General features: G+C 48.5%; 22 protein-coding genes. 9 read left to right on the top strand and 13 right to left on the bottom strand.

The window, feature by feature from the left end:
* Positions 1 to 51: 51 nt before the first annotated feature.
* Positions 52 to 1,269, bottom strand: a complete 1,218-nt coding sequence (locus tag OXH18_RS09890) for a sensor histidine kinase (protein ID WP_268612511.1) — start codon at positions 1,267 to 1,269, stop codon at positions 52 to 54.
* A 66-nt stretch (positions 1,270 to 1,335) separates the two neighbouring features.
* Complete coding sequence (locus tag OXH18_RS09885) at positions 1,336 to 4,542, bottom strand: hypothetical protein (protein WP_268612509.1); 3,207 nt, start codon at positions 4,540 to 4,542, stop codon at positions 1,336 to 1,338.
* 439 nt (positions 4,543 to 4,981) lie between these two features.
* Between OXH18_RS09885 and OXH18_RS09880 the strand changes: the two genes are divergently transcribed.
* The gene (locus OXH18_RS09880) at positions 4,982 to 5,164 is read left to right on the top strand and encodes a hypothetical protein (RefSeq protein WP_268612507.1); all 183 of its coding nucleotides are present in this window, start codon (positions 4,982 to 4,984) and stop codon (positions 5,162 to 5,164) included.
* Positions 5,165 to 5,187: 23 nt separating this feature from the next.
* Here the strand turns inward: OXH18_RS09880 and OXH18_RS09875 are convergent, their stop codons facing one another.
* A complete protein-coding gene (locus OXH18_RS09875; protein WP_268612505.1) occupies positions 5,188 to 5,742 on the bottom strand; it encodes a pyridoxamine 5'-phosphate oxidase family protein in 555 nt (184 codons plus the stop codon).
* Between the two features lie 104 nt (positions 5,743 to 5,846).
* Positions 5,847 to 6,401 carry a sensor histidine kinase gene (locus OXH18_RS09870; RefSeq protein ID WP_268612504.1) on the bottom strand — a complete coding sequence of 185 codons (555 nt, stop codon included), beginning with the start codon at positions 6,399 to 6,401 and terminating at the stop codon, positions 5,847 to 5,849.
* Between the two features lie 193 nt (positions 6,402 to 6,594).
* Here OXH18_RS09870 and OXH18_RS09865 point away from each other — a divergent pair, with 193 nt between their 5' ends.
* The gene (locus tag OXH18_RS09865; protein WP_268612502.1) at positions 6,595 to 7,470 is read left to right on the top strand and encodes an MBL fold metallo-hydrolase; all 876 of its coding nucleotides are present in this window, start codon (positions 6,595 to 6,597) and stop codon (positions 7,468 to 7,470) included.
* 94 nt (positions 7,471 to 7,564) lie between these two features.
* Here the strand turns inward: OXH18_RS09865 and OXH18_RS09860 are convergent, their stop codons facing one another.
* Together OXH18_RS09860 and OXH18_RS09855 are read right to left on the bottom strand one after the other, a co-directional pair.
* Positions 7,565 to 8,119, bottom strand: coding sequence for a thermonuclease family protein (locus tag OXH18_RS09860; protein WP_268612500.1), 555 nt, complete (start codon positions 8,117 to 8,119; stop codon positions 7,565 to 7,567).
* Between the two features lie 27 nt (positions 8,120 to 8,146).
* Entirely contained in the window at positions 8,147 to 8,587 is a 441-nt protein-coding gene (locus OXH18_RS09855) for a DUF1824 family protein (protein ID WP_268612499.1), read from the bottom strand.
* 559 nt (positions 8,588 to 9,146) lie between these two features.
* On the opposite strand from OXH18_RS09855, the gene OXH18_RS09850 reads away from it, so the two are divergent.
* Positions 9,147 to 9,506 carry a hypothetical protein gene (locus tag OXH18_RS09850; RefSeq protein ID WP_268612497.1) on the top strand — a complete coding sequence of 120 codons (360 nt, stop codon included), beginning with the start codon at positions 9,147 to 9,149 and terminating at the stop codon, positions 9,504 to 9,506.
* Positions 9,507 to 9,593: 87 nt separating this feature from the next.
* On the opposite strand, the gene OXH18_RS09845 is transcribed toward OXH18_RS09850, so the two are convergent.
* Both OXH18_RS09845 and OXH18_RS09840 read right to left on the bottom strand, forming a co-directional pair.
* Entirely contained in the window at positions 9,594 to 10,907 is a 1,314-nt protein-coding gene (locus tag OXH18_RS09845) for a M16 family metallopeptidase (protein WP_268612495.1), read from the bottom strand.
* Positions 10,908 to 10,987: 80 nt separating this feature from the next.
* Positions 10,988 to 11,839 (bottom strand): hypothetical protein, encoded by an 852-nt coding sequence (locus OXH18_RS09840; RefSeq protein ID WP_268612493.1) that lies wholly within the window; start codon positions 11,837 to 11,839, stop codon positions 10,988 to 10,990.
* 385 nt (positions 11,840 to 12,224) lie between these two features.
* Here OXH18_RS09840 and cysC point away from each other — a divergent pair, with 385 nt between their 5' ends.
* Positions 12,225 to 12,785 carry an adenylyl-sulfate kinase gene (gene cysC / locus OXH18_RS09835; RefSeq protein WP_268612491.1) on the top strand — a complete coding sequence of 187 codons (561 nt, stop codon included), beginning with the start codon at positions 12,225 to 12,227 and terminating at the stop codon, positions 12,783 to 12,785.
* A gap of 162 nt (positions 12,786 to 12,947) precedes the next feature.
* Here cysC and OXH18_RS09830 read toward each other — a convergent pair whose 3' ends face one another.
* The 3 genes from OXH18_RS09830 to OXH18_RS09820 form a co-directional block, all read right to left on the bottom strand.
* Positions 12,948 to 13,883, bottom strand: coding sequence for an FTR1 family iron permease (locus OXH18_RS09830; RefSeq protein WP_268612489.1), 936 nt, complete (start codon positions 13,881 to 13,883; stop codon positions 12,948 to 12,950).
* 67 nt (positions 13,884 to 13,950) lie between these two features.
* Positions 13,951 to 15,042 carry a heat-inducible transcriptional repressor HrcA gene (gene hrcA / locus OXH18_RS09825; RefSeq protein ID WP_268612487.1) on the bottom strand — a complete coding sequence of 364 codons (1,092 nt, stop codon included), beginning with the start codon at positions 15,040 to 15,042 and terminating at the stop codon, positions 13,951 to 13,953.
* Between the two features lie 212 nt (positions 15,043 to 15,254).
* Positions 15,255 to 15,614, bottom strand: coding sequence for a rhodanese-like domain-containing protein (locus tag OXH18_RS09820; RefSeq protein WP_268612485.1), 360 nt, complete (start codon positions 15,612 to 15,614; stop codon positions 15,255 to 15,257).
* Positions 15,615 to 15,867: 253 nt separating this feature from the next.
* Between OXH18_RS09820 and OXH18_RS09815 the strand changes: the two genes are divergently transcribed.
* Positions 15,868 to 16,044 carry a hypothetical protein gene (locus OXH18_RS09815; protein ID WP_268612483.1) on the top strand — a complete coding sequence of 59 codons (177 nt, stop codon included), beginning with the start codon at positions 15,868 to 15,870 and terminating at the stop codon, positions 16,042 to 16,044.
* Between the two features lie 42 nt (positions 16,045 to 16,086).
* Here OXH18_RS09815 and OXH18_RS09810 read toward each other — a convergent pair whose 3' ends face one another.
* A complete protein-coding gene (locus OXH18_RS09810; protein WP_268612481.1) occupies positions 16,087 to 17,400 on the bottom strand; it encodes a tetratricopeptide repeat protein in 1,314 nt (437 codons plus the stop codon).
* Between the two features lie 472 nt (positions 17,401 to 17,872).
* On the opposite strand from OXH18_RS09810, the gene purD reads away from it, so the two are divergent.
* The 3 genes from purD (at position 17,873) to bicA (ending at position 23,498) form a co-directional block, all read left to right on the top strand.
* Positions 17,873 to 19,147 carry a phosphoribosylamine--glycine ligase gene (purD, locus tag OXH18_RS09805; RefSeq protein WP_268612480.1) on the top strand — a complete coding sequence of 425 codons (1,275 nt, stop codon included), beginning with the start codon at positions 17,873 to 17,875 and terminating at the stop codon, positions 19,145 to 19,147.
* 399 nt (positions 19,148 to 19,546) lie between these two features.
* Complete coding sequence (gene nblS, locus OXH18_RS09800) at positions 19,547 to 21,490, top strand: two-component system sensor histidine kinase NblS (protein WP_390904390.1); 1,944 nt, start codon at positions 19,547 to 19,549, stop codon at positions 21,488 to 21,490.
* Between the two features lie 322 nt (positions 21,491 to 21,812).
* Positions 21,813 to 23,498 carry a bicarbonate transporter BicA gene (gene bicA, locus OXH18_RS09795; protein ID WP_268612477.1) on the top strand — a complete coding sequence of 562 codons (1,686 nt, stop codon included), beginning with the start codon at positions 21,813 to 21,815 and terminating at the stop codon, positions 23,496 to 23,498.
* Between the two features lie 168 nt (positions 23,499 to 23,666).
* On the opposite strand, the gene OXH18_RS09790 is transcribed toward bicA, so the two are convergent.
* On the bottom strand, positions 23,667 to 24,101 hold the full coding sequence (locus OXH18_RS09790; protein WP_268612476.1) for a gamma-glutamyl-gamma-aminobutyrate hydrolase family protein: 435 nt from the start codon (positions 24,099 to 24,101) through the stop codon (positions 23,667 to 23,669).
* A gap of 232 nt (positions 24,102 to 24,333) precedes the next feature.
* Here OXH18_RS09790 and OXH18_RS09785 point away from each other — a divergent pair, with 232 nt between their 5' ends.
* Positions 24,334 to 25,704: an 8-oxoguanine deaminase gene (locus OXH18_RS09785; RefSeq protein WP_268612474.1), complete on the top strand. Its 1,371-nt coding sequence runs from the start codon at positions 24,334 to 24,336 to the stop codon at positions 25,702 to 25,704.
* Positions 25,705 to 25,730: the final 26 nt, after the last annotated feature.

Here is a 25,730-nt window from a genome sequence, read left to right as displayed (position 1 = left end):
CACAGAGCGCGGATATAGAGCAAGTAGTCACAATCTTAACTTCAGGTATTACTATACCGTTGAGGCAGTTGCGTCTTCTGGTTGCCGTACTTCAATGGGTAAGACAACAGTGACCGTGGTGCCAATGCCAACTTGAGATGTTAGGCTAATCCTACCTTGCATTAGGTTCACCAACCGAGCAACGATCGCCAAGCCCAATCCTGTGCCGTCTGATGCAACCAGAGATTCTGAAGAACGCAGTTGTACGAATGGATCAAAGATGCGAGTTTGATCATCAGGAGGAATGCCAATACCTGTGTCTGTTACCGAAACTTCCCACTCACTAGAGCCAATCGAGCGAGCATAGATAGTTACGCTACCTGTAACAGTGTAGCGAATCGCGTTGCTCACTAGGTTGGTGAGAATTTGTTGTAGTCGCAGCGAATCAACAGTCACTTGTTTGGGTGCCAAGTTGCAGTCCATCACAAGCTCTAACCCACGCGAATCAGCTAGGGGATGCACAGTTTCCAGGACAGATGCAATGATTGCATCTACATCTGTCTCAGCAAGTTGCAGCGTCATCCTACCTGCATCGCAGCGAGACAGTTCCAGCACATCGTTAATTAAACGCAACAGTTTACGACCGTTCCGCAACACTCGCTCGATGTGCTCTAAACTGGCAACTGTATCTCGCATTTCTGACTGGCGCTGTTGCCGCAAAAATAAGTCAGAGTAGCCAATAATTGAGTTCAGCGGCGTTTTCAGTTCATGGGCCAACATAGCCAGATTTTCTTGACTGGCTCGAATCAACCGATTTAATTCTTGATTAGTTAGGGTTAGTTGATTTTGAAGCTGTTCTAGTTCTCGCAAGCGCTCTTGCATGTAGCTTTTGAAGCATTGGGCGATCGCCGTATCAACGACTGCATTAATCAACGACATGGCTCGAAACAGTTCTTCTGGCGTACCCTGTAGCAGGTCCGTTCGCAAGGTACTCAATATTGTGGAGCGCAGAAGATGATACTCTCGCGTAATTTCGGCTGGATCAAATCCTTGTTCGGCGCGCAAGGTGCCGTGCTGTAGACTCGCTTGAGCAATGGTCGCGATGTCGCTGTCTTGTTTGTGAGACAATACAGTGGCCAAGGCCTTGAGTACGTGCGGAATGTGATCGCGAATGGCAGTTCGAGAAAGGTTTTCAGTCGATTGAATCTGCCGATCGCTACTCACGGCTTCAATCCACTGATTGGTAATCGTCTCAGAGCGCTCTGTTAACAATTGAGCAAAATCTGTCATGTCGTGAAGCTAGAGCAATCGTAGAAGTATAGTCAGGTGATCAAACCAAGTTTTGATCCAATCTCACTAGTCTAGCGGTTCTTTATTTGTATTGACCGACTGTGGCCAGGCAATACGTGGATCTTGGGCCAGCCGCTGGGAAACGGCATAAGCGCCATAGCGATTTAGATGGCTTGGGTCGGAGAAATACTCATAGTTCGTTAGCCAGGCTTCGCTGAGATCATGAAAGGAAAGTCCTGGCTGCTGTAAGCTTAGACGGATCATGTACGCTTGAAACTGTTGCTCGTATCCTCTGCGAGTGGCATCTAGATATTCATCGGTCATCGGCAAGTTAACGAATACCACTGGCACTTGCTGTTGTTGGGTATATTGCAGCAAAGCTTGTAGTGCTTGTTCTTGGACGCCAGTAATTTGAAAATCTAGATAATCCCGATCGTAGTCTCCTGAAACCCGAGCATATTTTTGGTAGTAGGTGGCTGGATTAAACTGCACCCCCAACGAGAGAAACCCAGCCGCATCGACAAATTCATACTGGGAAGGAAAAGCAGTGGTGGTTTTAGACAAGGCCAAATTGCCATCAGAAGCCAGCAATTCGCTTGGGATAGAGGCAGGTTCTGTGGCGGGAAGCACCCGGGCCATCTGGTACTGAATCAATTGTTTGAGCCGATCGCGTTCTTGATGAGGGCGCACCACCTGAGCCACCTGTTGACTGAGCCAGCGATCGAGGGCTTGGTAACTGTCTGTCAGCGTCACATTAATACCCGTTGCCGATGGTGCCACAGATTCAGCACCAGACGAGGCGATCCCAACTTGAGGCAATTGCAGTCGTCCTTGGGCCAACTCTTGGTAGGAAAGCGATGCCGTCATTCCGTTATAGGTCACATCTATAGCGTTGCTGTTAAACGCACGTGCCCCATCAGCCCACACGATCAGATCGGGCAATTGCTCTGGCGTTAATAACTGCCGCAATAGCAAATCAATCACCTGAGCGGTTGCCCCATTGATGCCAAAGTTGAAGACTTGCACATCGCGATGTCCTAGGTCTGCCAACGCCTGTTCTAACGCGGTTGGATCAACGCCACGCAGTGCCCGCGAACTACCAACAATTAACACATTGGGCGGACCCAACTCTTCCAGCACTCGGTAGTAAAGTTGCAGCTTGTCATTAAATTGGCGGCTGTTGAAGTCTGGCGCAAACGATTCAGCCTCCAAACTTTGAGCTAGCGCTAAATTGACAGCCAGGTTTTGAGGGGTATAAGGCAAGTTGGTTGGCGGGGGTGTCTTCTGCGCTTCTGTCTGCTCAGCGGCTGCCTGGGAAGAGCCTGTTGATTCGGTAAATTTGTCGGCATCAAACGCGGTTCTATCTGTTGGACTCGATCGCGGCAGTTTGACATCGGCGAAGGGGAATTCAGACAGTTCTTCAGTTTCCACAGGCGTTGTAGAAGACACCACAGCGGTAGACGTTGCTGCATCAGCCATCTGGGTAGGCTGAGTGGCAACCGTGGCAGGTTTTTGGCGGAGAAGACTTTCCAGCAGCCAGTTTGCTTGCACAACGACCAGCGCTCCTACCAATCCCCATACGATCGCCACTCCATAGCCTTGGGCACTTGAGCCAGGTAGAGCAGGAGAATTCGGGCGATCGTTAATAGGAACCAAGAGTTGTGTTCGCATCAATGCCTGCTGAAGCCAGTGCAAAGCACGTTCGCGTGCCGATTTCCAGACAGACTGTACTATCTCGGGTGTTAACTCCGGCCGAACAACGGCGTCAGTCGGCTGAGCAATTAGATCATTGACATAGGCGTCACTAGCGGCAAATTCGGGAGCAGGCTCCGGTATAATTCTCTCTCTTGCAACAAAATCAGCCCCATAACTCCACATCGGCTGCTTTTGCCCAGCGCGGCGTCCGTAGATGCGCACCCCTGCCAAATCTGGCAGCTTCAATTGCTTCAAGAACCGCACGATCGTTTGGCTGACATAGCGTTGCTCTGGGCACCTTACTGATTCGCTCATGATGTGCAGCAGATCCTGCTTGGGCAGCAGTTGCAGCCGAATGCCTCCAGTCAGGAGGTACTGATCTAGATCTGGATTTAGCAAGCGGTGCAGTAAAAACGCAACAGCACTCCAATCTTCCTGAAGAGCTAGCGTTAACGGAGAATCAGCCAACGCGGGATGTGAGGCGGCCGGCAGTTCAATCCAATCAACCCAAGCCGGAGCAGCTTGGTAAGGAACTTGTCCATAGAGGGTAGCGGTATGAATGCCTTGGGGGGCTAGCAAGTCTAGTAAGGGCAAGACTTGTTGCTGAATGGATTGGCGATCGGGAACCGGATTGATGTCGGCAGGAGTACGGGGAATAACGGCACAAACCAGGTGAAGACTGGATTCCTTTAACGATGCGGTGGAAACGTAAGCGCCAAAGGGGGCGATCGCTTGGTTAATCAGCCGTTGTATCGCTTCTACATCCCCCCAACGTCCCCAGTCGCGCAACATTTCATTCGGTGGCGTCAGGTCTACGCGCAAAAGCCAATCGGGTTGAGTTTCACCTGCCACCTGAAACAGAATGACAGCATCACGATAGCCTTCGATTTCAAGGTCGCGCAGTTTTTGAGTCACAGAGTCGCACACTAGCGACGGGTCGGGCTTGTAGGAAGCCTGGCAAGCAATCCACAGCCGCTTAGACGTGGAGACGGTACGGATAATATCTGTGGAATAGACGTTGGAATTAATTGGACAAGCAATGCTCTTGACACTGACTCGCACCGCAATGCCCAAATCACTCAGCGTCTCGCTTAGGTAGGATGCGATCGCCATTTCATTGCCTTGTTTAGCCAAGCTGCGATTCGACACCGCCAGCCCCGTGATTTCAGGAGGTATTACAGGGCCAGAAGAGTGAGCCGTTGCCGGAACAGAGGACGCCATAGCAGGCTGCTCTTGCTGAAGCTGGGTGATGTGCTCATCTAACTGATTCAAGTAAATCGTAAAGGCCCAGTCCGGGTGAAGATTCCCCGCCTGCCCACCATACACCTGTACTTGATAGATTGATGCGGCATTGTCAGGAAGCAACGAATTTAGATCGGTTTGCTGAAGTGCAGGCAGCAATCGATGAAGAACAGTCGATCGATCGGGACTGGGGTCGGCTTCACACAAAAGATGCAGATTGTTGCCACGTACTTGAAGTTTGAACCGCAAGCCATCCAAGCCAACCGCTTGATGCAGCCATTGACGTAGGGTAGATTCAGAACTGGAAGGAGGATATTTTTCCACAGGATTTGTCATTCAGTACCCCGGCGTTCGTTTCGCTAAGGTTTCAGGCACGCCCAACTTCTGAGCACCTAGCATACTCGCACTTTGAGGAAATGGCCCATGCCATTGTAACGATGTATATGCCCTTTTGCTTAACGATTCTTCAATCACCGCAACAACAATACTTTTCGTCTAGCCTCGTCACTATCCGTACAGGGTCACTGAAAATTCGGTAAAGATACCAAAATTGAACACACTAAACTGAGCGATACAAAAATTCGTTGACCTGTTCTGTATCCTAAATAGCACCCCAAATATCACCTACAATGGCACGTCAAACAGTTAATTCCGTTTAGATGTCCAAAGCCTTTAACCATCCAGAGTCTTTATAATCTTGAGTAGTAGCTCTAGTGTTCAAACAGCACACAACCCAATTTTATACACCTATTTGCATTATTCTGCCATTAAACTCATGTCACCCGTACAGATGCCCACTAGAATTTTGTTAAGTTTGAGCACGGCTCCTCTGTTGTTGATACTAATCAGCAGTCGAACCATTGCCCATTGGCTTCAAGAAATGGGACAGACGTCTGAAGAGATATTTCGAGGCGATCGATTGCCTATCCTTAAAATTTCACCCAGACAAGAGAAATAACTCATAACTTCAATTCTTACTCCCTAACCTTCCATTCCCAACGGTGTTGGTAGTCCATCAATACTGATCAAATTCTTCTGTTGATGGTATTGCTGCAATCCGTCAGGTCCTTTAGTTTCTGCCCATTTCAGCAAGGCTTGGCGCTGAGCTTGATAATCGTAGAGTGGCACCCCTGAACCACAGGACGTTTGCACGCGATCGATGTCTGCTACCACCAGTTGTCGAATACCGGGCATATCTGAGAAGTGTGACAGCAGCACTTCCCACGCGGGGGAGGTCGATAGAATCGTTTGGCCTTTCCCATACAGTCGCAAAATCAAAGGTTTGCCCTGAAAGGCACAAAACATAAACGTAATTCGCCCATTTTCATGCAAGTGAGCGGATGTTTCATTGCCGCTACCGGTCAAATCAAGGTAAGCAACTCGGTTAGGGGAAAGAATCCGAAAACTATCCAATCCTTTGGGTGAAAGGTTTACGTGTCCGGCTGCACTCAGCGGAGCCGTTGCCACAAAGAACATGTGTTGTTTGGCAATAAATTGTTGCAATTCATCGGTGATGCAATCAAACACCTTAGCCATTTTGCCCCCCGATAACTGGATGATAGATTGTAGGTGACCGTTGTCATCTTAATAGATCGGCGTGAATCGCAGCTTTCTCACCAACATCGATCGCGATGAAGTCCTCATTGGGGCAAGACTCTTGGTAGTACCAGCGAAAAGGTAGAGCCACAACCCAGTTGGCTCTCAAGCTGTACCTTGCCGCCAGCCGCCGTGACGATTGCTTGCACAATGTCCAACCCCAAGCCAGTTCCTTCCGAGCGATAGAGTCCTTTGGTAGCCTGGGCAAACCGTTCAAAAATCCGCTCTTGATCGGTTGGATCAATCCCCTTCCCTGTGTCGCGCACCCAGAACCGAACAGAGTCATGGGTTAATCCGGAACCCAAGGCAATAACTCCATGAATTGGGGTGTGCTTGTTAGTATTATCTACCAAATTGATGACTGCTTGTGTGATGCGTTGGCGATCGATACGAACGATCCCAAAGGATTTATGCTCTAGCACACAGTTGCAACAGCGTTCATCGGCTGTGATGTAGGCAACCATGAATATACCTTGCGTTTTTCCTTGAATTTGTACTGGCTCGATCGCATAAATAACGCTATCGACGGTGCGATCGGCGACAGACTTATGCCCCGTTTCAGGCTGCTGAAGTTGATGCAACCGCTCCATTTGTTTCATCTCAAACGAGCTTCCAAATTGAATGATGAGAACCGTCTAGAGGCTTAAGCATTCTTCATCATTGACTAGCTATTCATTACCCGCAATCAAACTTCCAGATGGCTGTTTCTCCCCATTCACGCCTGACAACGTCACAATGGAGAAGTAAGTCGTAGTCATTACGATATTGAAAAACTTGATTAGAGGACGATCGATGGCAACTTTAAATCGACGACGATTAGAAAATGCAAGCGGCAACTTTTATGTAGATTCAACTTGTATTGATTGTGATACTTGCCGTTGGATGGCTCCAGACATCTATTCACGGGTGGGCAGTCAATCAGCCGTTTATCAGCAACCCAACGACGAACAAGCGCGTCTGCGAGCCATGCAAGCTCTTTTATCTTGTCCTACTGCTTCAATCGGCACGGTAGAAAAACCAACCGACATTCGGCAAGCGCAGGCCAGTTTTCCGATTCCGATCGCTGAAACGGTGTACCACTGTGGCTACCACTCCGAAGATTCGTTTGGGGCTGCCAGTTATTTAATCCAACGCCCAGACGGAAATGTGTTAGTCGATTCCCCTCGTTTTACGCCACCTTTGGTCAAACGCCTTGAACAATTAGGTGGAATTCGTTACCTATACTTAACGCATCGTGATGATGTAGCCGATCACGCTAGATTTCATCAGCACTTTGGTTGCGATCGAATTTTGCACCAAGATGAGATCAGTTATGATACTCAGGGTGTGGAAATTCAATTATTTGGACTGGAACCGATGCAGCTAGAAACAGATCTACTCATTATTCCAGTTCCAGGTCACACAAAAGGTCATACGGTGTTGCTTTATAACAACACGTTTCTATTCACGGGAGATCACCTGGCTTGGTCAGATTCATTGCAGCATCTGTATGCCTTTCGGCGGGCCTGTTGGTATTCTTGGAGCGAACTGATTAAATCGATGTATAAGTTAGCCAACTATTCCTTTGAGTGGGTACTACCTGGTCATGGACGACGTTATCATGCCGATCGCACGATAATGCAACAGCAGATGCAGCAATGTTTGAACTGGATGGAACGGCAGAGATAGGAAGTCAGGGGGAGGAAATAGAGAATAGGAAGTCGGGAATTTGGATGAATGCTGTGGGATAGAAAACCTGAGAAAACTGGATGGAGCGCTGCGTTCAGACAATCGATCGCTGTTTTTTGCGATACTCCCAAGGTTTAAGGGCGTTTGGATATTTCCAGACTCCAATTCGGGAACGTTGAGCACTGAATTCTGCTTGCTCCATTTGCAGGTTGTGAGGACAGCGGGAAGCGTATTGCCGATAAAGGTAAGCGTTTCCACTTTTAATCTGTTCTACATTCAAAATCTTGCCGTTGTGCTGGGAAACTTCTGCTACTTTACGACCATAGCGATCAATGTCAACAATGGTTACTATAACGTGCTGATTGGCAGTATTAACAAGCGATCGAAGATGGTCTCGGCTAGCTTCTCCAAGCCGTTGCTTTAGTTCTGGGGCATCAATCCCACAAAGGCGAATTCGTTCCTCTTCACCATTGAGCAAAACGCGCATTGTGTCACCATCATGAACACTGACCACTTGCGCCTCAATGGCCGCCGGTAAAGATGGTTTTGAAGGCTGCGACCACCAACTGCACGATTGACAACCTAACAAAACGATCGCGCTGAGTAATGGCGGTAAGATTTTCAGCGATATGATTACCCAGCGTTTCATGGTTCGGAATCTAGATACCAGATCAGCTTAGTCCAAAAACAAGTCCAACGGCAAATGGCCGTACATCTCATTGAGATCGGTTTCATAGGCTGATTGGCAAGAGACTAAGACGCCGCGATGGCTACCTACATAGGGGGCAACATAGCATCCGCCTGATTTAGGATTGAATTTAATATAAACCGGACCGTCGATCGCCACTAACTCTGCATTGAGGACATAGCCAAGTGCCGTGGCATAGCTGACTAGGGCTTGTTGTGCCTCGGCAAAGTTGTTTGCGCAAATTCCCAATAATTGATACTCAGATTGGCACGCTACTTGTAAAAGTGCCTGTCGAAGCTGCTGTCGATCGATTGATGCTGGTGTGGTTGAAGGTAAACCTGAATTCAGACAGTCAAATTGTCTAAGTAACTGACGAGCTTCCTCGATGGACTGGGAATAGTGTGATGGTTTGTGCGATGTCTTGTTCATGAAGGACTAGTACGTTCAGAGCAAAGAGGACTGAGATCATGGTTGAAAAGTCAGTTTTCAGCTTGAAACTACCACCCACTGTTGCGATTTATCTATTTCTTTGGGATTTCTTTGGGAAAAATGCAGAATTTCAATTAGTAAATTTTTAATGTTGAATCATAATGTTTTGTCATGTATCTTCATATTTCTCGTGCAGTTCTCATCGGCAATTCCACGGATAGTTAGCAACAATATACGGATATTACAACTTGAAATTTACGGATTTCTGTGGAAGCCAATTTTTTTAAAGGCCTAGCAATCGCTTAGTTTTTCGGTTGATCCCCACTGGGTTTTAGGCGAAGATCACTTGTTTATTCGCCATAGTGTCGATCCACAATGTTTCTCAAAAATGTATCCACAATTTAACAAGAGTATAAAAAGAATCTAAATGATTCTTTTCTCTTTGGGATCGCTAAAACCCAATGCTGTAAACCATTTGATGGCAATTTTTATCCAATCATTGCTAATAAACCGCAGATGAGAATAAAGATGAAGAACGCTTTTGGAAATTCCACCTGCTATGAGCCATGTAAAACACACTATTTCCTCTTGTCGTCACTGTGTATTTTATGAAATGCAGGGACGACGGGGCGGGCACTGTCGGCAATTGGGAGTGTCTGTTCAGGGCAGGTGGAAGGTTTGTTCTCTTGCATCTCCGCCGTTTGCTTCGAGCTGGCATCAGTTAGAGCGACTGGTGACGCTTCCAGCCTTTGAGGGACAGCGACCTGCAAACCACCAATCAGAAAGTTTGTTGCTAGATGACCAGCGATCGGATGACGGTCTGCAACCAACTCAGTTGTCTTTTTCTTCCGAACGACTGACCTTGGATAGACCAGCGCAATTGCCTTGCTATGAACTAACCCAAAATGAATCAGCCTAAGCAGGAGATGGATAACTGGATTCGATCGAACCTGATTTGAATTGATATTGACCAATCTGAATTGATTGTCTTTATCAATCAGTCATCTCAATGGCAATTGTCGGATGCTTCAGGTTTAGTCGTAATGATGCGATAAGCTGTCGTGGGTAGATAGGACTGTGCAGCGGCTTGTAAATCCGTTACCGTCAATTGTTGAATTCGATCGGGATAGTCAAAGGCGGGAGTTAAATCTCCCATGACAGCTTGGTAGTAGCCATAGAGATTGGCTCGATCGCTAGGCGTTTCGTTTCCAAAAATGTATCGATTGGCAACCAGCGTTTGTACCCGTCGTAGCTCTGCTTCATGGATGGGTGTAGTTTGCAGAGATTGAATGTGCTGAACGATCGCAGCTTCCACCGCGTCCAAATTTTCGCTGGGAAGTTGGGCTGAAATATAGAACAGACCCTGGTGGATGTAAGTCATGTTGCTGACAGAAATTCCCGACACCAGTCCCCGTTCTTCTCGCAAATCTCGCACCAATCGAGAAGTACGCCCTTGAGACAAAACAGCTGCCAATGCATCCAGTGCATAGGTTTGGGGCAAATCTGCCATGCCCGGCACTCGCCATAGCATGACTAATCGGGCTTGCTGTAAGCTGGGGTCGCCATAGGTGTAACGTTGAATGGTGGTGAAGGGTTGTTCTGGATTGGAATCTGGGAACGCTGGCGAATAAGCATCGCTAGATTTGACGACGCTTTCTGGAGACGAAATCATGCTTTCAGCCACAATGTCAATCATCTGTTCAACGGGCAAGTTACCCACGACTGCTGCTGTGATGGACTGAGGGCGGTACCAAGTAGCATGAAAGTCGCGCATTTGTTGGGGGCGAAGATGCTCGATTACGGAAGCGGGACCCAACACCCGGCGACGATAGGGCAGCCGATCGAACGCTGCTTCCATCGATCGATAGAATGTTCGGCGTCTAGGATTATCCTCAGAACGGCGAATTTCTTCTAAGACAACCAGCCGCTCTCGCTCAAACGCCGCATCTGGAATCGCAGCGTTGAGAACCACTTCCATCTGTAGTGGTGCTAGCTCGGCAAAATCTTGAGGCGCGGTTGTGATGTAGTAGTGGGTATAGTCTTGGCTAGTGGCGGCGTTGGTAATGGCTCCCCGTTGTTCGATGCGCTGTTCAAATTCACCACTGGTGAGGCGGGCAGTGCCTTTGAAGATCATGTGCTCGAGAAAGTGAGCCATGCCGTTAATGTCATCGGTTTCAATCGCAGAACCAACTCCAAGCCACAGATTTAAATTAACGGCTTCAACGGGAATTTGTTCAGCAACAATGGTCAATCCGTTAGCAAGGCGATGAATCGTTGGAGCATTCCGGCGGGAAGACAGGGGAGTGAAGATTGAGGGCATGTAAATAGATTTTATTAATTAACCGCTTAATTCTTCATCTATCTTAATCCTGTCAGCCGCCGATCGCCATGATTCTCAACTTAATCAACCCACCCTAAATCCATATCTGAGAGTTTGCTACCTTGACCAGATGGGGTCTCTGGTGGCTCAGACGACATGGCTGGTAGGCTTCCCCGCGCAATAGCTGGCCGTTCCGGCTGCCGCGTTACGAGAGGATAAGCAGGACGCGACTCCCTAGCAGGAGGTGCGGTTGAAGATAGAGGCTGAGAGCGGACAGGCTGAGACGTTGTAGAAAATTCAGGTTCAGCGGGTTGTTTTTTGGGTAACGGAACTGGTGGAGCTGGTTGAGCATTCATTTGCGAAAGTTGCAAAATCATTTTCTTGGCGTCTTCCAATTCTGCTTTGAGGTGGTGGGTTTGGTCTAACTCCGCTTGAAGCTGGCTGATTTGCGTTTGTTTGGTTTGCAAGTCTGCTTGCAGTCGAGCGACTTGTTCTTGCAGTTCGGTTTCTCGTCGAGCGGCGGTTTGTTGCACGCTGATCAAGTGCGCTTTTAATTCAGCGATCGTCACTTCTAGCTCCGTCGTGGGGGTGTCCGACTTCGCATCCGTTTGTTTCTCTGGCTGGGATTCTAACTGAAGGTCTGATTTTTTCTCGAGCTTCATTTCCATCTTATTGTTCGCCTTGGATGCAGCCGATGGTTGAAGTTTTGATGTGTGAAGTTTTGACGAATCTATTTCGTCTTCTATGGGTGAACTCGAAACATCGATCGGTTCCGTGGCGATTGGGTTCGGTTGCTCCTTGGCAAGTCGTTCTACGACGGGTTTAGATGCTTTGCTGGATGCTTGCGGGCTATTCCCCGGTTGCCCTGTTTCAGTAGCGTCTGCGGATTTTTGATTCGCTGTGTTTAAATTGGTCGATCGTCGTTTGGTCATGGCAACCTCTCTGCGCTGCAAAGCCTATGGTCTACTGGGTCTGCTTGAGTTCGGTGGGTGTAAATTTCTTGTTTTTTCTCCGTAAATCTTCGCAATAGTCTTAAAACTTTGATAAAGTGACTTCAATCCAACCGGTCGGGCTGTTGAAACTTTGATAGAGTGAGCAACAATTCTCCGGATACTTCCATAATAGGTCTGGAGCGGCCCGAACTCCAAAGTGAGGTCTAATTCAGCTACCCTTTCAGAACTGATAGGGTCTTGATTCTTTGCGAGTCTAGTTGATTTGGAACAACTTGAGGAGGTTTTTGGCAAGCATCCACAGTTTATAACTCCTTCGTTGTCCTTATTTTCGTTGTCCCAATTTATAAGTACGCAGAGAGCAACTATGAACAAAACGCAACGTGGCGTAACCGTATGGTTCACAGGTTTAAGCGGTGCTGGCAAAACCACGATCAGAATGGCAGTCGAACAAGAATTACGCGCCCAAGGATATAAGTTGGAAGTTCTAGACGGAGATGTGGTGCGAGAAAACTTGACGAAAGGCTTAGGATTCAGCAAGGCCGATCGGGACGAAAACATTCGTCGCATCGGGTTTGTCGCTCATCTGCTAACCCGCAATGAAGTGATTGTGTTGGTCTCTGCTATTTCTCCCTATCGCGATATTCGTGACGAGGTCCGCGCCCGCATTGGCGATTTTGTTGAAGTCTATGTGAACGCGCCTCTGTCTGTCTGTGAAGAACGAGATGTAAAAGGATTATATAAAAAGGCACGGGCCGGAGAAATCAAGCAATTTACCGGTATTGATGATCCATATGAGCCGCCCCTCACTCCAGAAGTGGAATGCCGAACAGATCTTGAAACGCTAGAAGAAAGCACGACAAAGGTGATTAGTGCGCTCAGAGAATTAGGATACTTGCCCAGTAATTCTACCGTTAGTAAAGTTTAGACGACGGCTGATTCACTGCATTTCTACCGCATCTTTACTCAGGATTACAACAACGGGCGGGACAGCATCTCGCCCATTTGTATTGGGTAGTTAGTTGATCTTGATCTTGTGTTTATAAATAAAATATCTAGTCTTTAACTTGCGCTGCACCTTTGCCTGTTTCTACTTGTCTGGTTGGGGGAACCCGTCTGGGCGTGAGGGTGACAGGTTCCAACCTGTGAGGGTCTGAACATATAGCCCGCCCACCGTTAGCAAAAAGATGAGATAGCCGATCGCCTGCACTAAATACAATCGCTGGGTGTATCCGAACAAGGCTTTGAGCAAAACACCAGGAAACTGACGATCGGGCAAAATACCACTGGTATCCCAGACTAAGGGACCTAAGATGCAGGAGTCAGTGCTGGGACAAAGTGCGGCATAGTTTGGATTAATTTGAGATAGCAGGGCAACGCCATGATCCAAATACCGCAAAGCGCCGACGACCAAACCTGAAACAATTAACAACAGCAATATACCCATGACTTGAAAGAAACGGCGCAGATTGATTTTGACGCCTAAGCGAAAGAGTAATACGCCAATGATGACTGCGCCCACTAAACCTGCCAGTGCACCGATCGCCGGAATCCACCCTTGCTGAATTTGGGCGGCAATAAAGACTACCGTTTCAAACCCTTCTCGTAATACTGCGATTGTCACTAGTCCAAACACTGCCCAGCCGGCCCGAGTCGATTGATTGAGCGCAACTGTGATTGCGCCTTCTACGGTTGCCTTCATCGATCGGGCTTGCTGTGTCATCCAAACCAGCATCCAACTGAGCAGCAGAATCGCCACTCCCCCAAATCCCGCTTCCATGAACTGCTTAATCACAGGCGCATACGGGCGATCGGAGGTTTCCAGGGCCAACAGTACGCCGTTAAACACAATACCGACAAGCACACTGGTTGCAACACCGACTGCAATTCCTCCATACACCCAAGGATTAAGCCGAGTTTGCTCTGCTTTGTTGAGGTAAGCCAAGACAATGCCAACCACTAACGCCGCTTCAACTCCTTCGCGAAGCGTGACCACAAAGGTGGGCAAGGCTGCACTGATATCCATGCGTGAATGTGACCTCTACAAAAGGGTGTACTAGAAGGCGTCTATCTTTATTTAATTTAGCGATTATTTAATTTAGCGATTGATTCATGGCATCCGACAAGTAGTTCGCTGCCGCTTCTACCATTGCGATCGCATCTTCATACACCATGCGTGTTGGCCCCAAAATACCCACACTGCCTACTGCCACCGACCCTCGCTGATAGGTTGCTGTCACCAATGCACAACTGCGAATCGGTTCGAGGGGATTTTCTGCGCCAATGCGAACCGTAACGCGCTTGCCTGTGTTGTCCAACTCAGCCGATTCAAAGATCAATGACCACAGTTGATCTTGTTCTGATTCCAACAGTTGGAGAATTGTTTGAACCTGCTGAATTTCTGAAAATTCCGGCTGACGGCGCAACACTTCGGCGACACCGTTAATCAAGATTTGAGTTGAGATAGCCAGTTGACTGCGACGGTTCAATTCGGCAAGGGACGCACGCACTAAATTACTATAGCGATCGAACGTTCGTCCAAGTTCGCTCCAATCCAACGAGGCAATTTCTTGAAGCGATCGACCTCGCAATTGAGCATTGAGAAAATTAGTAAGAATTTGCAGTTCCCGATCGAGGTGCTCTGGGTCTGTTGTTCCATCTTGACCAGTAGGCAAGGCCATCAACGTAGACTGGGTTTCATAGGAATCCAGCACCACAATCAGCATGGCTTGAGCCGAATCAATTTGTACAAGTTGAAGATGGCGAAGTTGCGCCGCTCCCGTTTGTGGCATCGTCACTAGGGCAATATAGCCACTGAGGGTAGACAGAATCTGAGCCGCTCCGCGCAATAGGGCTTCAATACGGAGTTCTTCTGGATTCAACTGAGTAGATAGCAGTTGATCGACCTGTCGAGAAAGCGATTCCGAGGGTGTGATTAGGTGATCAACATACACTCGATAACCTGAATCAGACGGAACTCGCCCTGCCGAGGTGTGTGGTTGATACAAAAGCCCCGCTTTTTCCAAATATCCCATGGCATTGCGAATCGTAGCAGAGCTAACGCGGGGGTAAAATTCATCGACCAGCGCCTCAGACCCTACTGGCCTAGCCGTTGCAATGTAGTGGCGAACCGTCGCTCCCAGAACCTGTTGCTGTCGCGGACTGAGCTTCACTCGGATGGACATGGCGCAAATAGTTAGGCTGAACTGCTTGGCTAAACGATTGACGTTATAGATTGACGTTATAAGGTATGGAGAAGAAGGCTGATCAATCAACCCGCCAGATCAATCACCAGATCAATCGAGGTCAAGTTAACTGTAATATAACGATAACTTAATCAGGCTGTCTCAATCTGACCCGTTACTTTTTCAACTAAATTAACTAGACATCTAAAAAATTAGTAGCGCGGGATCGTAGGGTCAACCTTGATGGCATAGGCTTCGATGCCTCCCATTACATTCTTTACGTGCGTAAATCCTTGCTGCTGTAGCCAATCGCACATATGGGCTGATCGAACGCCATGATGGCAAAGGACGATCGTTTCTGTATGCAGATCAAACTGCATAGGAACTTGCTCAGCCCAGTGTTTATATTGACTCAAGGGTAGATTAATAAATCCTTCGATTTTGGCGATCGCCAGTTCTGCGGGTTCGCGCACGTCAATTAACTGTAGCGGTGCTGAGGAATCAGCCAAACGGTTAGCTAGCTCCTCAACACTGATAGGGGCGATCGATGAATTTAAACCGTAATCAGGCATAGAAAGCATAGAATAGCGACGCTAAAAAAACAATTAGAAAATAGCTCTTTTAATTTGGCTTTCTTTCAAGGTATCGAGGGATGCTCAATCCTGCAAGGGCGATTTGGGTTGGCTGGATTGGTTCAGCAATGGGATGAATTGCGTAAAAAACCTGAGAGCGGATCGCCGACTTCAGCGAATGAGTCTCGATAAATTTCGGATGCCATCAAGTAGGGTGTTCCTCACAATAGCGTTATGCGTGAGGATGAGAAAAATGCTGACTAAGCTGAGCCAAGCCATCACAATTACTGTATGCCTATATTTAATTGTGAATTTGAAACTGTTAACGACTGCTCGCACTTCATCTGAAGCTACGATGCTTCATCCATCGCTGCCAAATCAGGTAAAACGGCTGCCTCAGTGGGTGAAGTTGATCGGGACGAAGCCGTAGCCTCAAAATTTGGGGCGAAGAATGTGGCGCGGATAGGTGCTATTACTGCCTCCCCAGTTCTTGAAGGCGCGTATTGAAGTAACTCACTTTGTAATTTAACTGCTGAGCTAGCTGTAAACCCTGTTGAAACGCCGCGATCGCCTGTGCCTCGTTACCCATCGTTTGGTGTAGTTGCCCAATTTGGTCATAGGTGTTCATCATGCCGAGGGTGTCATAGGACTGTTGTCGCACATCCAGCAGCAGTTGATAGACCGTTAAGGCATCTTGAAACCGCTCTAAGGTCACGTAGAGATTTGCCAACCGTTGCAAAGCATCTCCAGCATAAGCGTACTGCTGTGCCGATCGCGCTACAGCAAAGGCTTCCTGATAATTGGGGGCGGCTAAATCTGGGCGGTTGAGGGCGACATAGTTATCACCAATCGATTGCTTCAATTCGGTAATGCGATCGTACCGCTGCTGCCGCTGGTAGATTTCCACCAACTGTTGCTGCACCGCGATCGCCTGCTCAGGCTGATTGTTATCTTGATAGATGCGCGATAGCTGAGTCAGCGCTTCGATGGTGGTAGCGGCATCATTGCGAGATTGGGCCAGCGTCAGCAGTTGCTCGTAAGCAGTGGCCGCATTGGCAAAGTCAAACCAAGCGAGGTGAATGCTGCCCAGTGCTACCAAAATTTGTTGCTCGCGATCGACGTTTTGCTCTTGCCTAGCTTGCTGCAACAGTTGCGTATATAATTCCACGGCTTGATCCCGTGCCCGCAGCGTTTGATAGGCCTGAGCAATTTGCAGCAGTAAATCATAGTCAACAGGCGATCGGGTCTCGATCTCTTGCTCAATCTCCTGCAACCGCTGGGTAATGAACCGGACTTCTGTGACTTGATTTTCGCGCCAGGCCACTTCTCCCACCCGGCTCAGCGACTCCACCTCCTCGGCTGGACCCAAAAAGCGCCGTAGCCGCAGTTCTCGTGTCCAGGTTTGCAAGGCCCCTGCTAAATCTCCCGACTGAAGCTGCGCTTGAGCTTGGCGATTCAACTCATCCAAGGACGTATCTAGAATGCTGCGTTCTTGCGGACTCAAGGGGCGATCGACGGCTAGGGTTGGTAACAGCGGATCAGGTTGATTCAACTCCAACGGGTTGACCGTGGCTCCTGCCTCAATGTCTGCCTCCGAGGGCGGTTCGGGAAAGGTAGATGGTACGGTTGGCAATTCGGGTATGGCCGCTGGCTCCTCGGTAGCACTCTCTCCTTGAGCCACTGCTGGAAACACGAGGAAGATGGGTAGAAAAATCGGTAAAACAGCTAAAAATAAAATTGGAAACGGCAGGGAGTATTTTTTTGACTCATGTATGGAGAAGCTCATAGCTCAATGTCTTGACAGTTCTTGAATGGAAGTAGAAATAGAAAGGTGCTGATACCCATGCTCTATCTGGTTGCACCGTATACTGACCCCTCCTAACCTCCCCTTAACAAGGAGAGGAGGCGCAGGCGTTGGGTGAATGCGATGCAGCATGACAAAGAGTTGGTATGAGAAATAGGGAGTAACAAGCTACAGATTAAATCTTGGTTCTTGACGAATTTTTCTTTGTCATAGGTTGCCAGTTGTCAGGCGATCGGGCAAATTTGCCTTCTACAGTTTAACCGCTAGAATACGGCTGCCAAGGGGCTGCTCGCCTAGACTTAACCCCATAAATGAATGAGTCGAAAAATACAAAAACGTTCCTACCAAAAGCGGAGTAAAACTTTGACAGAGGCACAAGGCTTTGACAGTGGTATGACATAATGAGTTGAACTTTCGTTAAGCAATTAGAACGTTATCCAAGGGTGAGTAAAGCGTGAAAGTTTTGGTTGTCGGCAGTGGAGGGCGCGAACATGCCCTTGCCTGGAAACTGCTACAGTCTCCACGAGTACAAGAAGTCTTCTGTATTCCTGGCAATGGTGGAACAGCTAGGCTAGAGCGGTGTCGGAATTTGGCATTGAACGTTAGCGACTTTGAGGGCATTGGTCGGTTTGCCTTGGTCAACAATGTGGCGTTGATTGTTATCGGACCAGAAGTGCCCCTAGCGGCTGGTATCACAGACTATCTACAGCAACAGGGGTTGATGGTGTTTGGCCCCAGCCAAGCTGGTGCGCAAGTTGAAGCTAGTAAGGCCTGGTCTAAAGCGTTGATGAAGCAAGCCAACATTCCAACGGCGGCAGCAGCGGTATTTACAGATGCAGCGGCGGCCATCGCGTATGTAAAAGCGCAGGGAGCGCCGATCGTTGTCAAGGCAGACGGCTTAGCGGCGGGTAAGGGTGTCACCGTCGCTGAAACTGAGTCTGACGCCATTGCGGCCATCGAAGCGTCCTTTGCAGGGCAATTTGGTGAAGCAGGCTATACGGTGGTTGTAGAAGAATACCTCAGCGGACAAGAAGCGTCGATTTTGGCCGTCACAGATGGTAAAACCATTCGACCGCTGCTGCCCGCTCAGGATCACAAGCGGATTGGCGATGGTGATACCGGCCCCAACACAGGCGGTATGGGAGCGTATGCACCTGCTCCCATTGTGACCCCTGCCCTAATGGCGCGGATTCAGCAAGAGATCTTGGAGCCGACGATCGCCGCACTCCGGCAGCAGGAAATTGATTATCGCGGAGTGCTCTATGCCGGATTGATGATTACACCCGCGGGTGATCCGAAGGTGATCGAATTTAACTGCCGGTTTGGTGATCCTGAAACTCAGGCTGTGCTTCCCTTGCTTGACACACCACTGGATGCGCTAATGCTGGCCTGTGTGCAGCAACGATTGGATGAATTTCCACCGTTAAGTTGGAAACCGGGCGTTGCGGCTTGTGTGGTGATTGCGGCTAAGGGCTATCCGGAAAAATATCAGAAAGGCTTGCCACTGCGAGGTATTGCCCAAGCTGAAGCAACTGGAGCGATCGTGTTTCATGCGGGTACAAAGCTCAAGCAAAACCAGTTGGTCACCGATGGGGGGCGAGTTCTCAATGTAACGGCTGTGGGCGAAGACTTTAAGGCAGCGATTGCTCAAGCTTATGCAGCGGTGGAAACCATTGAATTTGAGGGCATGTATTACCGTCGAGATATTGGGCATCGAGCGATCGAATAGGGTAGGGTTACAATCCTGCTGGTAACTAAACTGAATTGTTATTGTTTCCCTTAGAACTAGATTGCGTACCACTCTATCTATTGAATGGCTGAAGAGACATTAGAGCAGGGTTGAGCTTGGTTCACTCAGCGGACCAAGCCTTGAAGTGGAGATCTGGGAATCTTTCACGAGGCGTCAATGCCGCAATACCGATAGAATAAATCCAAGGTTGCGATCGAGAGCAGTAGTAAATACTTAGACTCGAATTGTAAAATAGAGAGATTTAGTGGAACTGTGTTCAACGAAAGTTGTTAAAGCCATTTAATTCTTAGGTGCTTGGTTGCTTTGTTAAACTTGCTGAACCAAATTAGAGACATCATTGCCCGATGGTGGTCAGAGTTCACTCTCCAGACCCGCTTGATGGCAGCCGCCACTCTGGTTGTCTCATTGCTGATGAGTGGTCTCACCTTCTGGGCAGTGAATACCATTCAGCAAGATGCTCGCCTTAATGATACACGCTTCGGTCGCGATTTGGGCTTGCTGTTGGCAGCCAATGTAGCTCCGTTGGTAGGAGAAAACAATCGCACTGAACTGGCTCGGTTTTCCCACAGTTTCTACAGCAGCACCTCCAGCGTTCGCTACATGCTCTATGCCGACAACGATGGAGAAATTTTCTTTGGCATCCCTTTCTCAGAGTCCGAAGTACAGAATTCGTTGACAATTCGGCGGCGGATGCAACTTCCCGAGAACTATGCCGAGAACCAAGAAGAACCCATGGTGCGGCAACATATTACGCCGGATGGAGAAGTCACCGATGTGTTCATCCCCCTGATTTACAATGGGGAACATTTGGGCGTGTTAGCGTTGGGCATTAACCCAAATCCAACGGTAGTAACATCGTCCCACCTCACGCGAGACGTGACGATCGCTGTGTTCATCTCAATTTGGGTCATGGTAATTCTGGGAGCCGTGTTTAATGCCCTAATCATCACCAAACCCATCAAGGAATTGTTGCAAGGCGTCAAAAATATTGCAGCCGGTAACTTCAAGCAGCGCATTGATCTCCCCGTGCGGGGTGAATTGGGCGAGTTAATTCTCAATTTCAACGAAATGGCCGAGCGATTGGAACGCTATGAAGAACAAAATATTGAAGAATTGACGGCCGAAAAAGCCAAGCTGGAAACTCTAGTTTCAACGATCGCCGATGGAGCGGTGTTACTAGACACACATATGCGGGTAATCTTGGTGAACCCCACCGCACAACGGATTTTTGCTTGGGACGAAAACGAGCACCTGTTAGGCGAAAATGTACTGCATCACTTGCCAGATAGTGTCAAGGTGGAATTAACACGGCCGTTGTATCAGCTTGCGTCTGGCGATCCGCCTGCAGAACTGCGCGAAGGGGCTGAATTTCGCTTGACTCTCCCTGATCCCAGTAACCGAACTGTTCGACTGCTACTGAACACAGTCTTAGACCAACATCGGGAAAATGTACGGGGCATTGCGATTACCGTTCAAGATATTACCCGCGAAGTAGAACTGAACGAAGCCAAGAGTCAATTTATCAGTAACGTGTCGCACGAATTGCGAACACCTCTGTTCAATATCAAATCATTTATTGAAACGTTACATGAATATGGTGATAGCCTGAGTGAACTAGAACGGCGCGAGTTCTTGGAAACAGCCAATCGTGAAACCGATCGCCTCACGCGATTGGTGAATGATGTCTTAGATTTATCTCGGTTAGAGTCGAACAAGCGCTATCATTTTGAAGCAGTTGAAATTGTTCAGCCGATCGAGCAAACGTTGCGCACTCATCAACTCAACGCTCGTGACAAAGGCATTGAACTGATTCAAGATATTGAACCAGACTTACCGCCAGTGTTGGGTAACTATGATCTGCTACTGCAAGTGTTTTCTAATTTGGTGGGCAATGGCTTGAAGTTTACGCCTGCGGGCGGTCGAGTTGCCATTCGTGCCTACTTGCTTGACCCTGCTGGCTATCATCAACCCGTCACCCATGTGCGCATTGAAGTTGCTGATACTGGCATTGGCATTGATCCTGAAGATCAACAGGCCATTTTCGATCGCTTTTTCCGAGTCGAAAACCGTGTGCATACGCTGGAAGGAACGGGACTAGGATTGTCGATCGTACGCAATATTATCGAAAAGCATCACAGCGAAGTTCATCTGGTCAGTGAGGTAGGGGTCGGCACAACCTTCTGGTTTGACTTGGCGATCTATCAGGAAAACGCGCCTGTGCTGGCTGAAATCCCCCTGCCTGCTGATGATGCGGTTGCACCTCCCGCAACCGATCTAGCCCCCGATCATCTGGTTTTAAGCCAAGGTCTGCCCGACAGTTAACCGTAACTACCTTCAACGGAAATTCGTAGTGCAAGCATTTGACTCGTCATCGATAAGCTGATGGCTCGCTATTCTACTTGCCAAGATACGGCGTTGTGCCTTTGGTTCCATTTCACTCAGTTATCCATAAGCAAATTGCACAGAAAGTCATTGGAATTGCTAATCAATTAATCGAGTTTTATCACAAGGTTTATGTTATTTTAATCTTAATCATAGATTTTTCTAGATTTTAATTTGAGTATTAATAGATTAAAATCTATAGAAACCCACTTTATTACATAATCGCTTCCTTTATTTGCTTTCATAGCTCATTCACCGAATCATGCAACTAACCAATCGCATTCATTTTAGAAATCTACAAGGTGACTTATTTGGAGGGATTACAGCGGCGATCGTCTCTTTACCCCTCGCTCTAGCTTTTGGTGTGGCTTCGGGTGCTGGCCCTGTGGCTGGACTGTACGGAGCCGTTTGTGTTGGATTTTTTGCGGCCCTGTTTGGTGGGACCCCCACATTAATCTCTGAACCCACCGGTCCGATGACCGTGGTGATGACAGCCGTGGTCGCCAGTTTGACGGCTGCCAATCAAGACCATGGGCTAGCTATGGCTTTTACTGTGGTCATGTTAGCGGGAGTTTTTCAGATTTTGTTTGGGGTGTTCCGACTGGGTAAATACATTACCCTGATGCCCTACAGTGTCATTTCGGGCTTCATGTCGGGCATCGGTATCATTCTAATTATCCTGCAAATTGCGCCATTTCTGGGACAAGCGGCTCCTAAGGGCGGTGTGTTGGGCACTCTGCAAGCGCTGCCCCAATTAGTCGCCAACATGAATCCAGTGGAAACGTCTCTGGGCGTGTTGACGCTTGCCATTATTTTCTTAATGCCGTCCAAGTTCAAGCGCTTGATACCGCCTCAACTTTTGGCGCTGATTGTGGGAACGATTGTGTCGCTGACCCTATTCTCTAATGTTGAGATTCGTCGGATCGGTGAGATTCCCATGGGGTTGCCCACGATTCAGCTACCTGTGTTTACAGCGTCGGAAATGACACGAATGCTGATTGATGGGGCAATGCTGGGCTTGTTGGGCTGTATTGATACATTGTTAACAGCCGTTATTGCTGATAGTTTAACGCGCACACAACACCAGTCTGATAAAGAGTTAATTGGACAGGGGATTGGCAACTTGGTTTCGGGTCTCTGTGGTGGATTGCCCGGAGCCGGAGCCACAATGGGAACGGTGGTCAATATTCAAACGGGTGCGAAGTCGGCTCTGTCAGGATTAACGCGCGCGCTCATTTTATTAGTGGTTGTATTGTGGGCGGCTCCGCTAACGCAATCGATTCCAATGGCAGTGTTAGCTGGAATTGCCCTCAAGGTGGGGATTGATATTCTCGACTGGAGTTTCCTCAAACGTGCTCACCATGTTTCCCTCAAGGGCACGTTGATCATGTACGGCGTTATGCTGTTGACGGTTCTAGTGGACTTGATTGTTGCGGTGGGTGTGGGTGTCTTCATTGCCAACATTCTTACAATCGAGCGGTTGTCTAAACTGCAATCCCAATCGGTCAAAACGATCACGGATGTGGACGACAAAATTCAACTGAGCAGTGAAGAAAAACTGTTGCTTGATGAAGCCAATGGTCGAGTGCTGTTGTTCCACCTCAGCGGACCAATGATTTTTGGAGTCGCCAAAGCGATCGCTCGCGAACAATCGGCGATGAAAGACTCAGATGTCTTGATTGTCGATCTCACAGATGTACCACTGCTGGGTGTGACCGCCTCCCTAGCGGTTGAAAATGTGGTGAAAGAGGCAGTTAGCAAAGAGCGTCCAGTATTTATTGTCTGTGCTCCCGGTCAAACCCAGAAGCGCTTGAAGCAACTCAAGGTGTTGGATCTGGTTCCACCTGAGCGGGTAATGGACGAGCGGTTGGCAGCTTTACAAGCCGCTACAGCGCTGGTTCGTGGATCTGTATCAACCAGTGCTAGCGAATTTATCACACTTCCTTAAATCAAAAGGCGATCGGTTCATCGTTATGGAACAAGCTCATCCCTAGAGAAGCTAGAGAAACCGATCGCCTTTTGTCTTAATTATTCCTTTCCGTGATATCTGTTAGTCAATGCAATTTATTGCTTTCCATTACTTTTTTGTTCTTTGCCTGATTCAGGATTTGTACACCTAAAATTGGCGATCGCCATACTGCTCAGGCACATGAGAAATTAAATCTCCTCCTGTGGCAACATTGAGCAGTTGCATGCCGCGACAGATGCCAAGTATGGGAAGGTCCAGCGTAAGTGCTACCCTTGCCAGCGCCAGTTCAAATCTATCTCGTTCCGGATCAACTAAATAAATACTGGGATGTCCAGGACTGTTGTAAAGTGCGGGATCAATGTCACCGCCACCAGAGAAGATCAAACTATCCAAGCGATCGAGCAAGGATCGCAAATCTCCTGAAGTGGGTGGTAATAACACAGGAATACCATTAGCATGCTCGACAGCTTCAATGTAAGCTCCTGGTAAGTGGAAATCCCCTAGTTCGTTGCGGTGATACGTCGTAATTCCAATGATGGGCAATTGCTGATTCACCTGTGTATTCAAACGCTTTACCTTCATGGTTCATAATTTAGTTTGATCTTTGTTCACAATCAATCGAATAATGCATCAGTTAGTTGTTTTAGATTGAGTGCCGATTTTTACGTAGTTTAAGCTACCGTTTGCCGATAACAGTTGTGCAATAAAAGTCTGGCAGCGTTTGACTTTGTTTGGTTAGTTTTTCAGGCGCCAATCAAGTTTTCAATCATCCAAGCCTTTCAGCCTCTTCATCAAACTTTAGATTCTATCGCTAATGCCTACGCTTCTGGTTAAAAATATTCATACTCTGGTGACACAAGATGCCCAGCGCCGCGAAATTCGTCATGGGGCGATCTGGGTGCGTGATCAGGTGATCGAGCAAGTGGGAACCACCGCAGAGCTACCTGCCACGGCCGATGAAGTGTTGGATTTGCACGATCGCCACCTTGTACTGCCAGGCTTGGTCAACACTCATCATCACTTCTACCAATGTCTGACACGGGTGATGCCAGCTGCCCAAGATGGTACATTATTTACCTGGCTGAAAACCCTCTACCCAATTTGGCAAAACCTGACACCCAAAGCCATTGCAGTCAGTGCGCAAATGGCCGCTGCTGAGTTAATGCTCTCTGGTTGCACCACAGCTAGCGATCATCTATATATTTTTCCGAACGATTGCACATTAGATGATGAAATTCATGCCATTGCCGCGATCGGGCTACGGTTTCATGCCAGTCGAGGCAGCATGAGTGTGGGTGAACGTCAGGGAGGGTTACCACCAGACACTCTTGTCGAATCAGAGGCCAAAATCCTCGACGACTCGCAACGTCTGATTGAGCAGTATCACGACAATACTCGCCACTCGATGCTGCGAATCACCCTAGCGCCCTGCTCCCCTTTCTCTGTCTCGCCGGATTTGATGCGGCAATCGGCAGCCTTGGCGCGATCGTATCCGGGAGTGCGATTACATACGCACTTAGCTGAAAATCAATCCGATGTGGACTATAGTTTGGCAACATTTGGTTTATTGCCCGGAGCATATGCCGAGTCGGTGGGGTGGCTAGGCACCGATGTTTGGCACGCCCACTGTGTACAACTCGATGAAGCTGCCATTGCTAAGTTTGGCAAAACGGGAACAGGGGTAGCCCATTGCCCATGCAGCAACACGAGGTTGGCCAGCGGCATTGCTCCCATTCGTAAGATGCTGAATCAGGGTGTGCCCGTGGGGCTGGGCGTCGATGGATCGGCCTCGAATGACACGGGCAATTTGTTTCAGGAAGCTCGCTTAGCGTTTCTGTTAGCGCGGGTGCGTGAGTGCGATGCGTCAGCCATGACGGCCCGGCAAATTCTGGACATCGCCACGCTAGGAGGAGCGCGAGTCTTGGGGCGGGATGATATTGGAGCGATCGCACCCGGTATGTCGGCTGATTTTATTGCAATTAACCTCGATCGCCCCCAGTTTGCCGGCGCTTGGCATGATCCGGTGGCAGCTTTAATTTTCTGCCATGTCGATCGCGTAGACTACAGTTTTATCAATGGCAGGCGTGTCGTTGATCAAGGGCACTTGATCACGGTAGACCTCGATCGATTGATTGAACAAACGAATCGAATGGCGTATGAATTGGTGAATGGGAACAGAGAATAGGGAGAGATTAACCCAATTACCCATTC

It is taken from the genome of Thermocoleostomius sinensis A174 (assembly GCF_026802175.1).
Taxonomy (GTDB): Bacteria; Cyanobacteriota; Cyanobacteriia; order Elainellales; family Elainellaceae; genus Thermocoleostomius; species Thermocoleostomius sinensis.
The sequence above is the reverse complement of the archived record's forward strand: the minus strand, read 5'-3'. Positions and strand labels throughout refer to the sequence as shown.

Bases quoted from the DNA above. Each gene is read 5' to 3' on its own strand.
- OXH18_RS09890 (WP_268612511.1), bottom strand. From the start codon at position 1,269: ATGACAGATTTTGCTCAATTGTTAACAGAGCGCTCTGAGACGATTACC.
- OXH18_RS09885 (WP_268612509.1), bottom strand. From the start codon at position 4,542: ATGACAAATCCTGTGGAAAAATATCCTCCTTCCAGTTCTGAATCTACC.
- OXH18_RS09880 (WP_268612507.1), top strand. From the start codon at position 4,982: ATGTCACCCGTACAGATGCCCACTAGAATTTTGTTAAGTTTGAGCACG.
- OXH18_RS09875 (WP_268612505.1), bottom strand. From the start codon at position 5,742: ATGGCTAAGGTGTTTGATTGCATCACCGATGAATTGCAACAATTTATT.
- OXH18_RS09870 (WP_268612504.1), bottom strand. From the start codon at position 6,401: ATGAAACAAATGGAGCGGTTGCATCAACTTCAGCAGCCTGAAACGGGG.
- OXH18_RS09865 (WP_268612502.1), top strand. From the start codon at position 6,595: ATGGCAACTTTAAATCGACGACGATTAGAAAATGCAAGCGGCAACTTT.
- OXH18_RS09860 (WP_268612500.1), bottom strand. From the start codon at position 8,119: ATGAAACGCTGGGTAATCATATCGCTGAAAATCTTACCGCCATTACTC.
- OXH18_RS09855 (WP_268612499.1), bottom strand. From the start codon at position 8,587: ATGAACAAGACATCGCACAAACCATCACACTATTCCCAGTCCATCGAG.
- OXH18_RS09850 (WP_268612497.1), top strand. From the start codon at position 9,147: ATGAGCCATGTAAAACACACTATTTCCTCTTGTCGTCACTGTGTATTT.
- OXH18_RS09845 (WP_268612495.1), bottom strand. From the start codon at position 10,907: ATGCCCTCAATCTTCACTCCCCTGTCTTCCCGCCGGAATGCTCCAACG.
- OXH18_RS09840 (WP_268612493.1), bottom strand. From the start codon at position 11,839: ATGACCAAACGACGATCGACCAATTTAAACACAGCGAATCAAAAATCC.
- cysC (WP_268612491.1), top strand. From the start codon at position 12,225: ATGAACAAAACGCAACGTGGCGTAACCGTATGGTTCACAGGTTTAAGC.
- OXH18_RS09830 (WP_268612489.1), bottom strand. From the start codon at position 13,883: ATGGATATCAGTGCAGCCTTGCCCACCTTTGTGGTCACGCTTCGCGAA.
- hrcA (WP_268612487.1), bottom strand. From the start codon at position 15,042: ATGTCCATCCGAGTGAAGCTCAGTCCGCGACAGCAACAGGTTCTGGGA.
- OXH18_RS09820 (WP_268612485.1), bottom strand. From the start codon at position 15,614: ATGCCTGATTACGGTTTAAATTCATCGATCGCCCCTATCAGTGTTGAG.
- OXH18_RS09815 (WP_268612483.1), top strand. From the start codon at position 15,868: ATGCTGACTAAGCTGAGCCAAGCCATCACAATTACTGTATGCCTATAT.
- OXH18_RS09810 (WP_268612481.1), bottom strand. From the start codon at position 17,400: ATGAGCTTCTCCATACATGAGTCAAAAAAATACTCCCTGCCGTTTCCA.
- nblS (WP_390904390.1), top strand. From the start codon at position 19,547: ATGGCAGCCGCCACTCTGGTTGTCTCATTGCTGATGAGTGGTCTCACC.
- bicA (WP_268612477.1), top strand. From the start codon at position 21,813: ATGCAACTAACCAATCGCATTCATTTTAGAAATCTACAAGGTGACTTA.
- OXH18_RS09790 (WP_268612476.1), bottom strand. From the start codon at position 24,101: ATGAAGGTAAAGCGTTTGAATACACAGGTGAATCAGCAATTGCCCATC.
- OXH18_RS09785 (WP_268612474.1), top strand. From the start codon at position 24,334: ATGCCTACGCTTCTGGTTAAAAATATTCATACTCTGGTGACACAAGAT.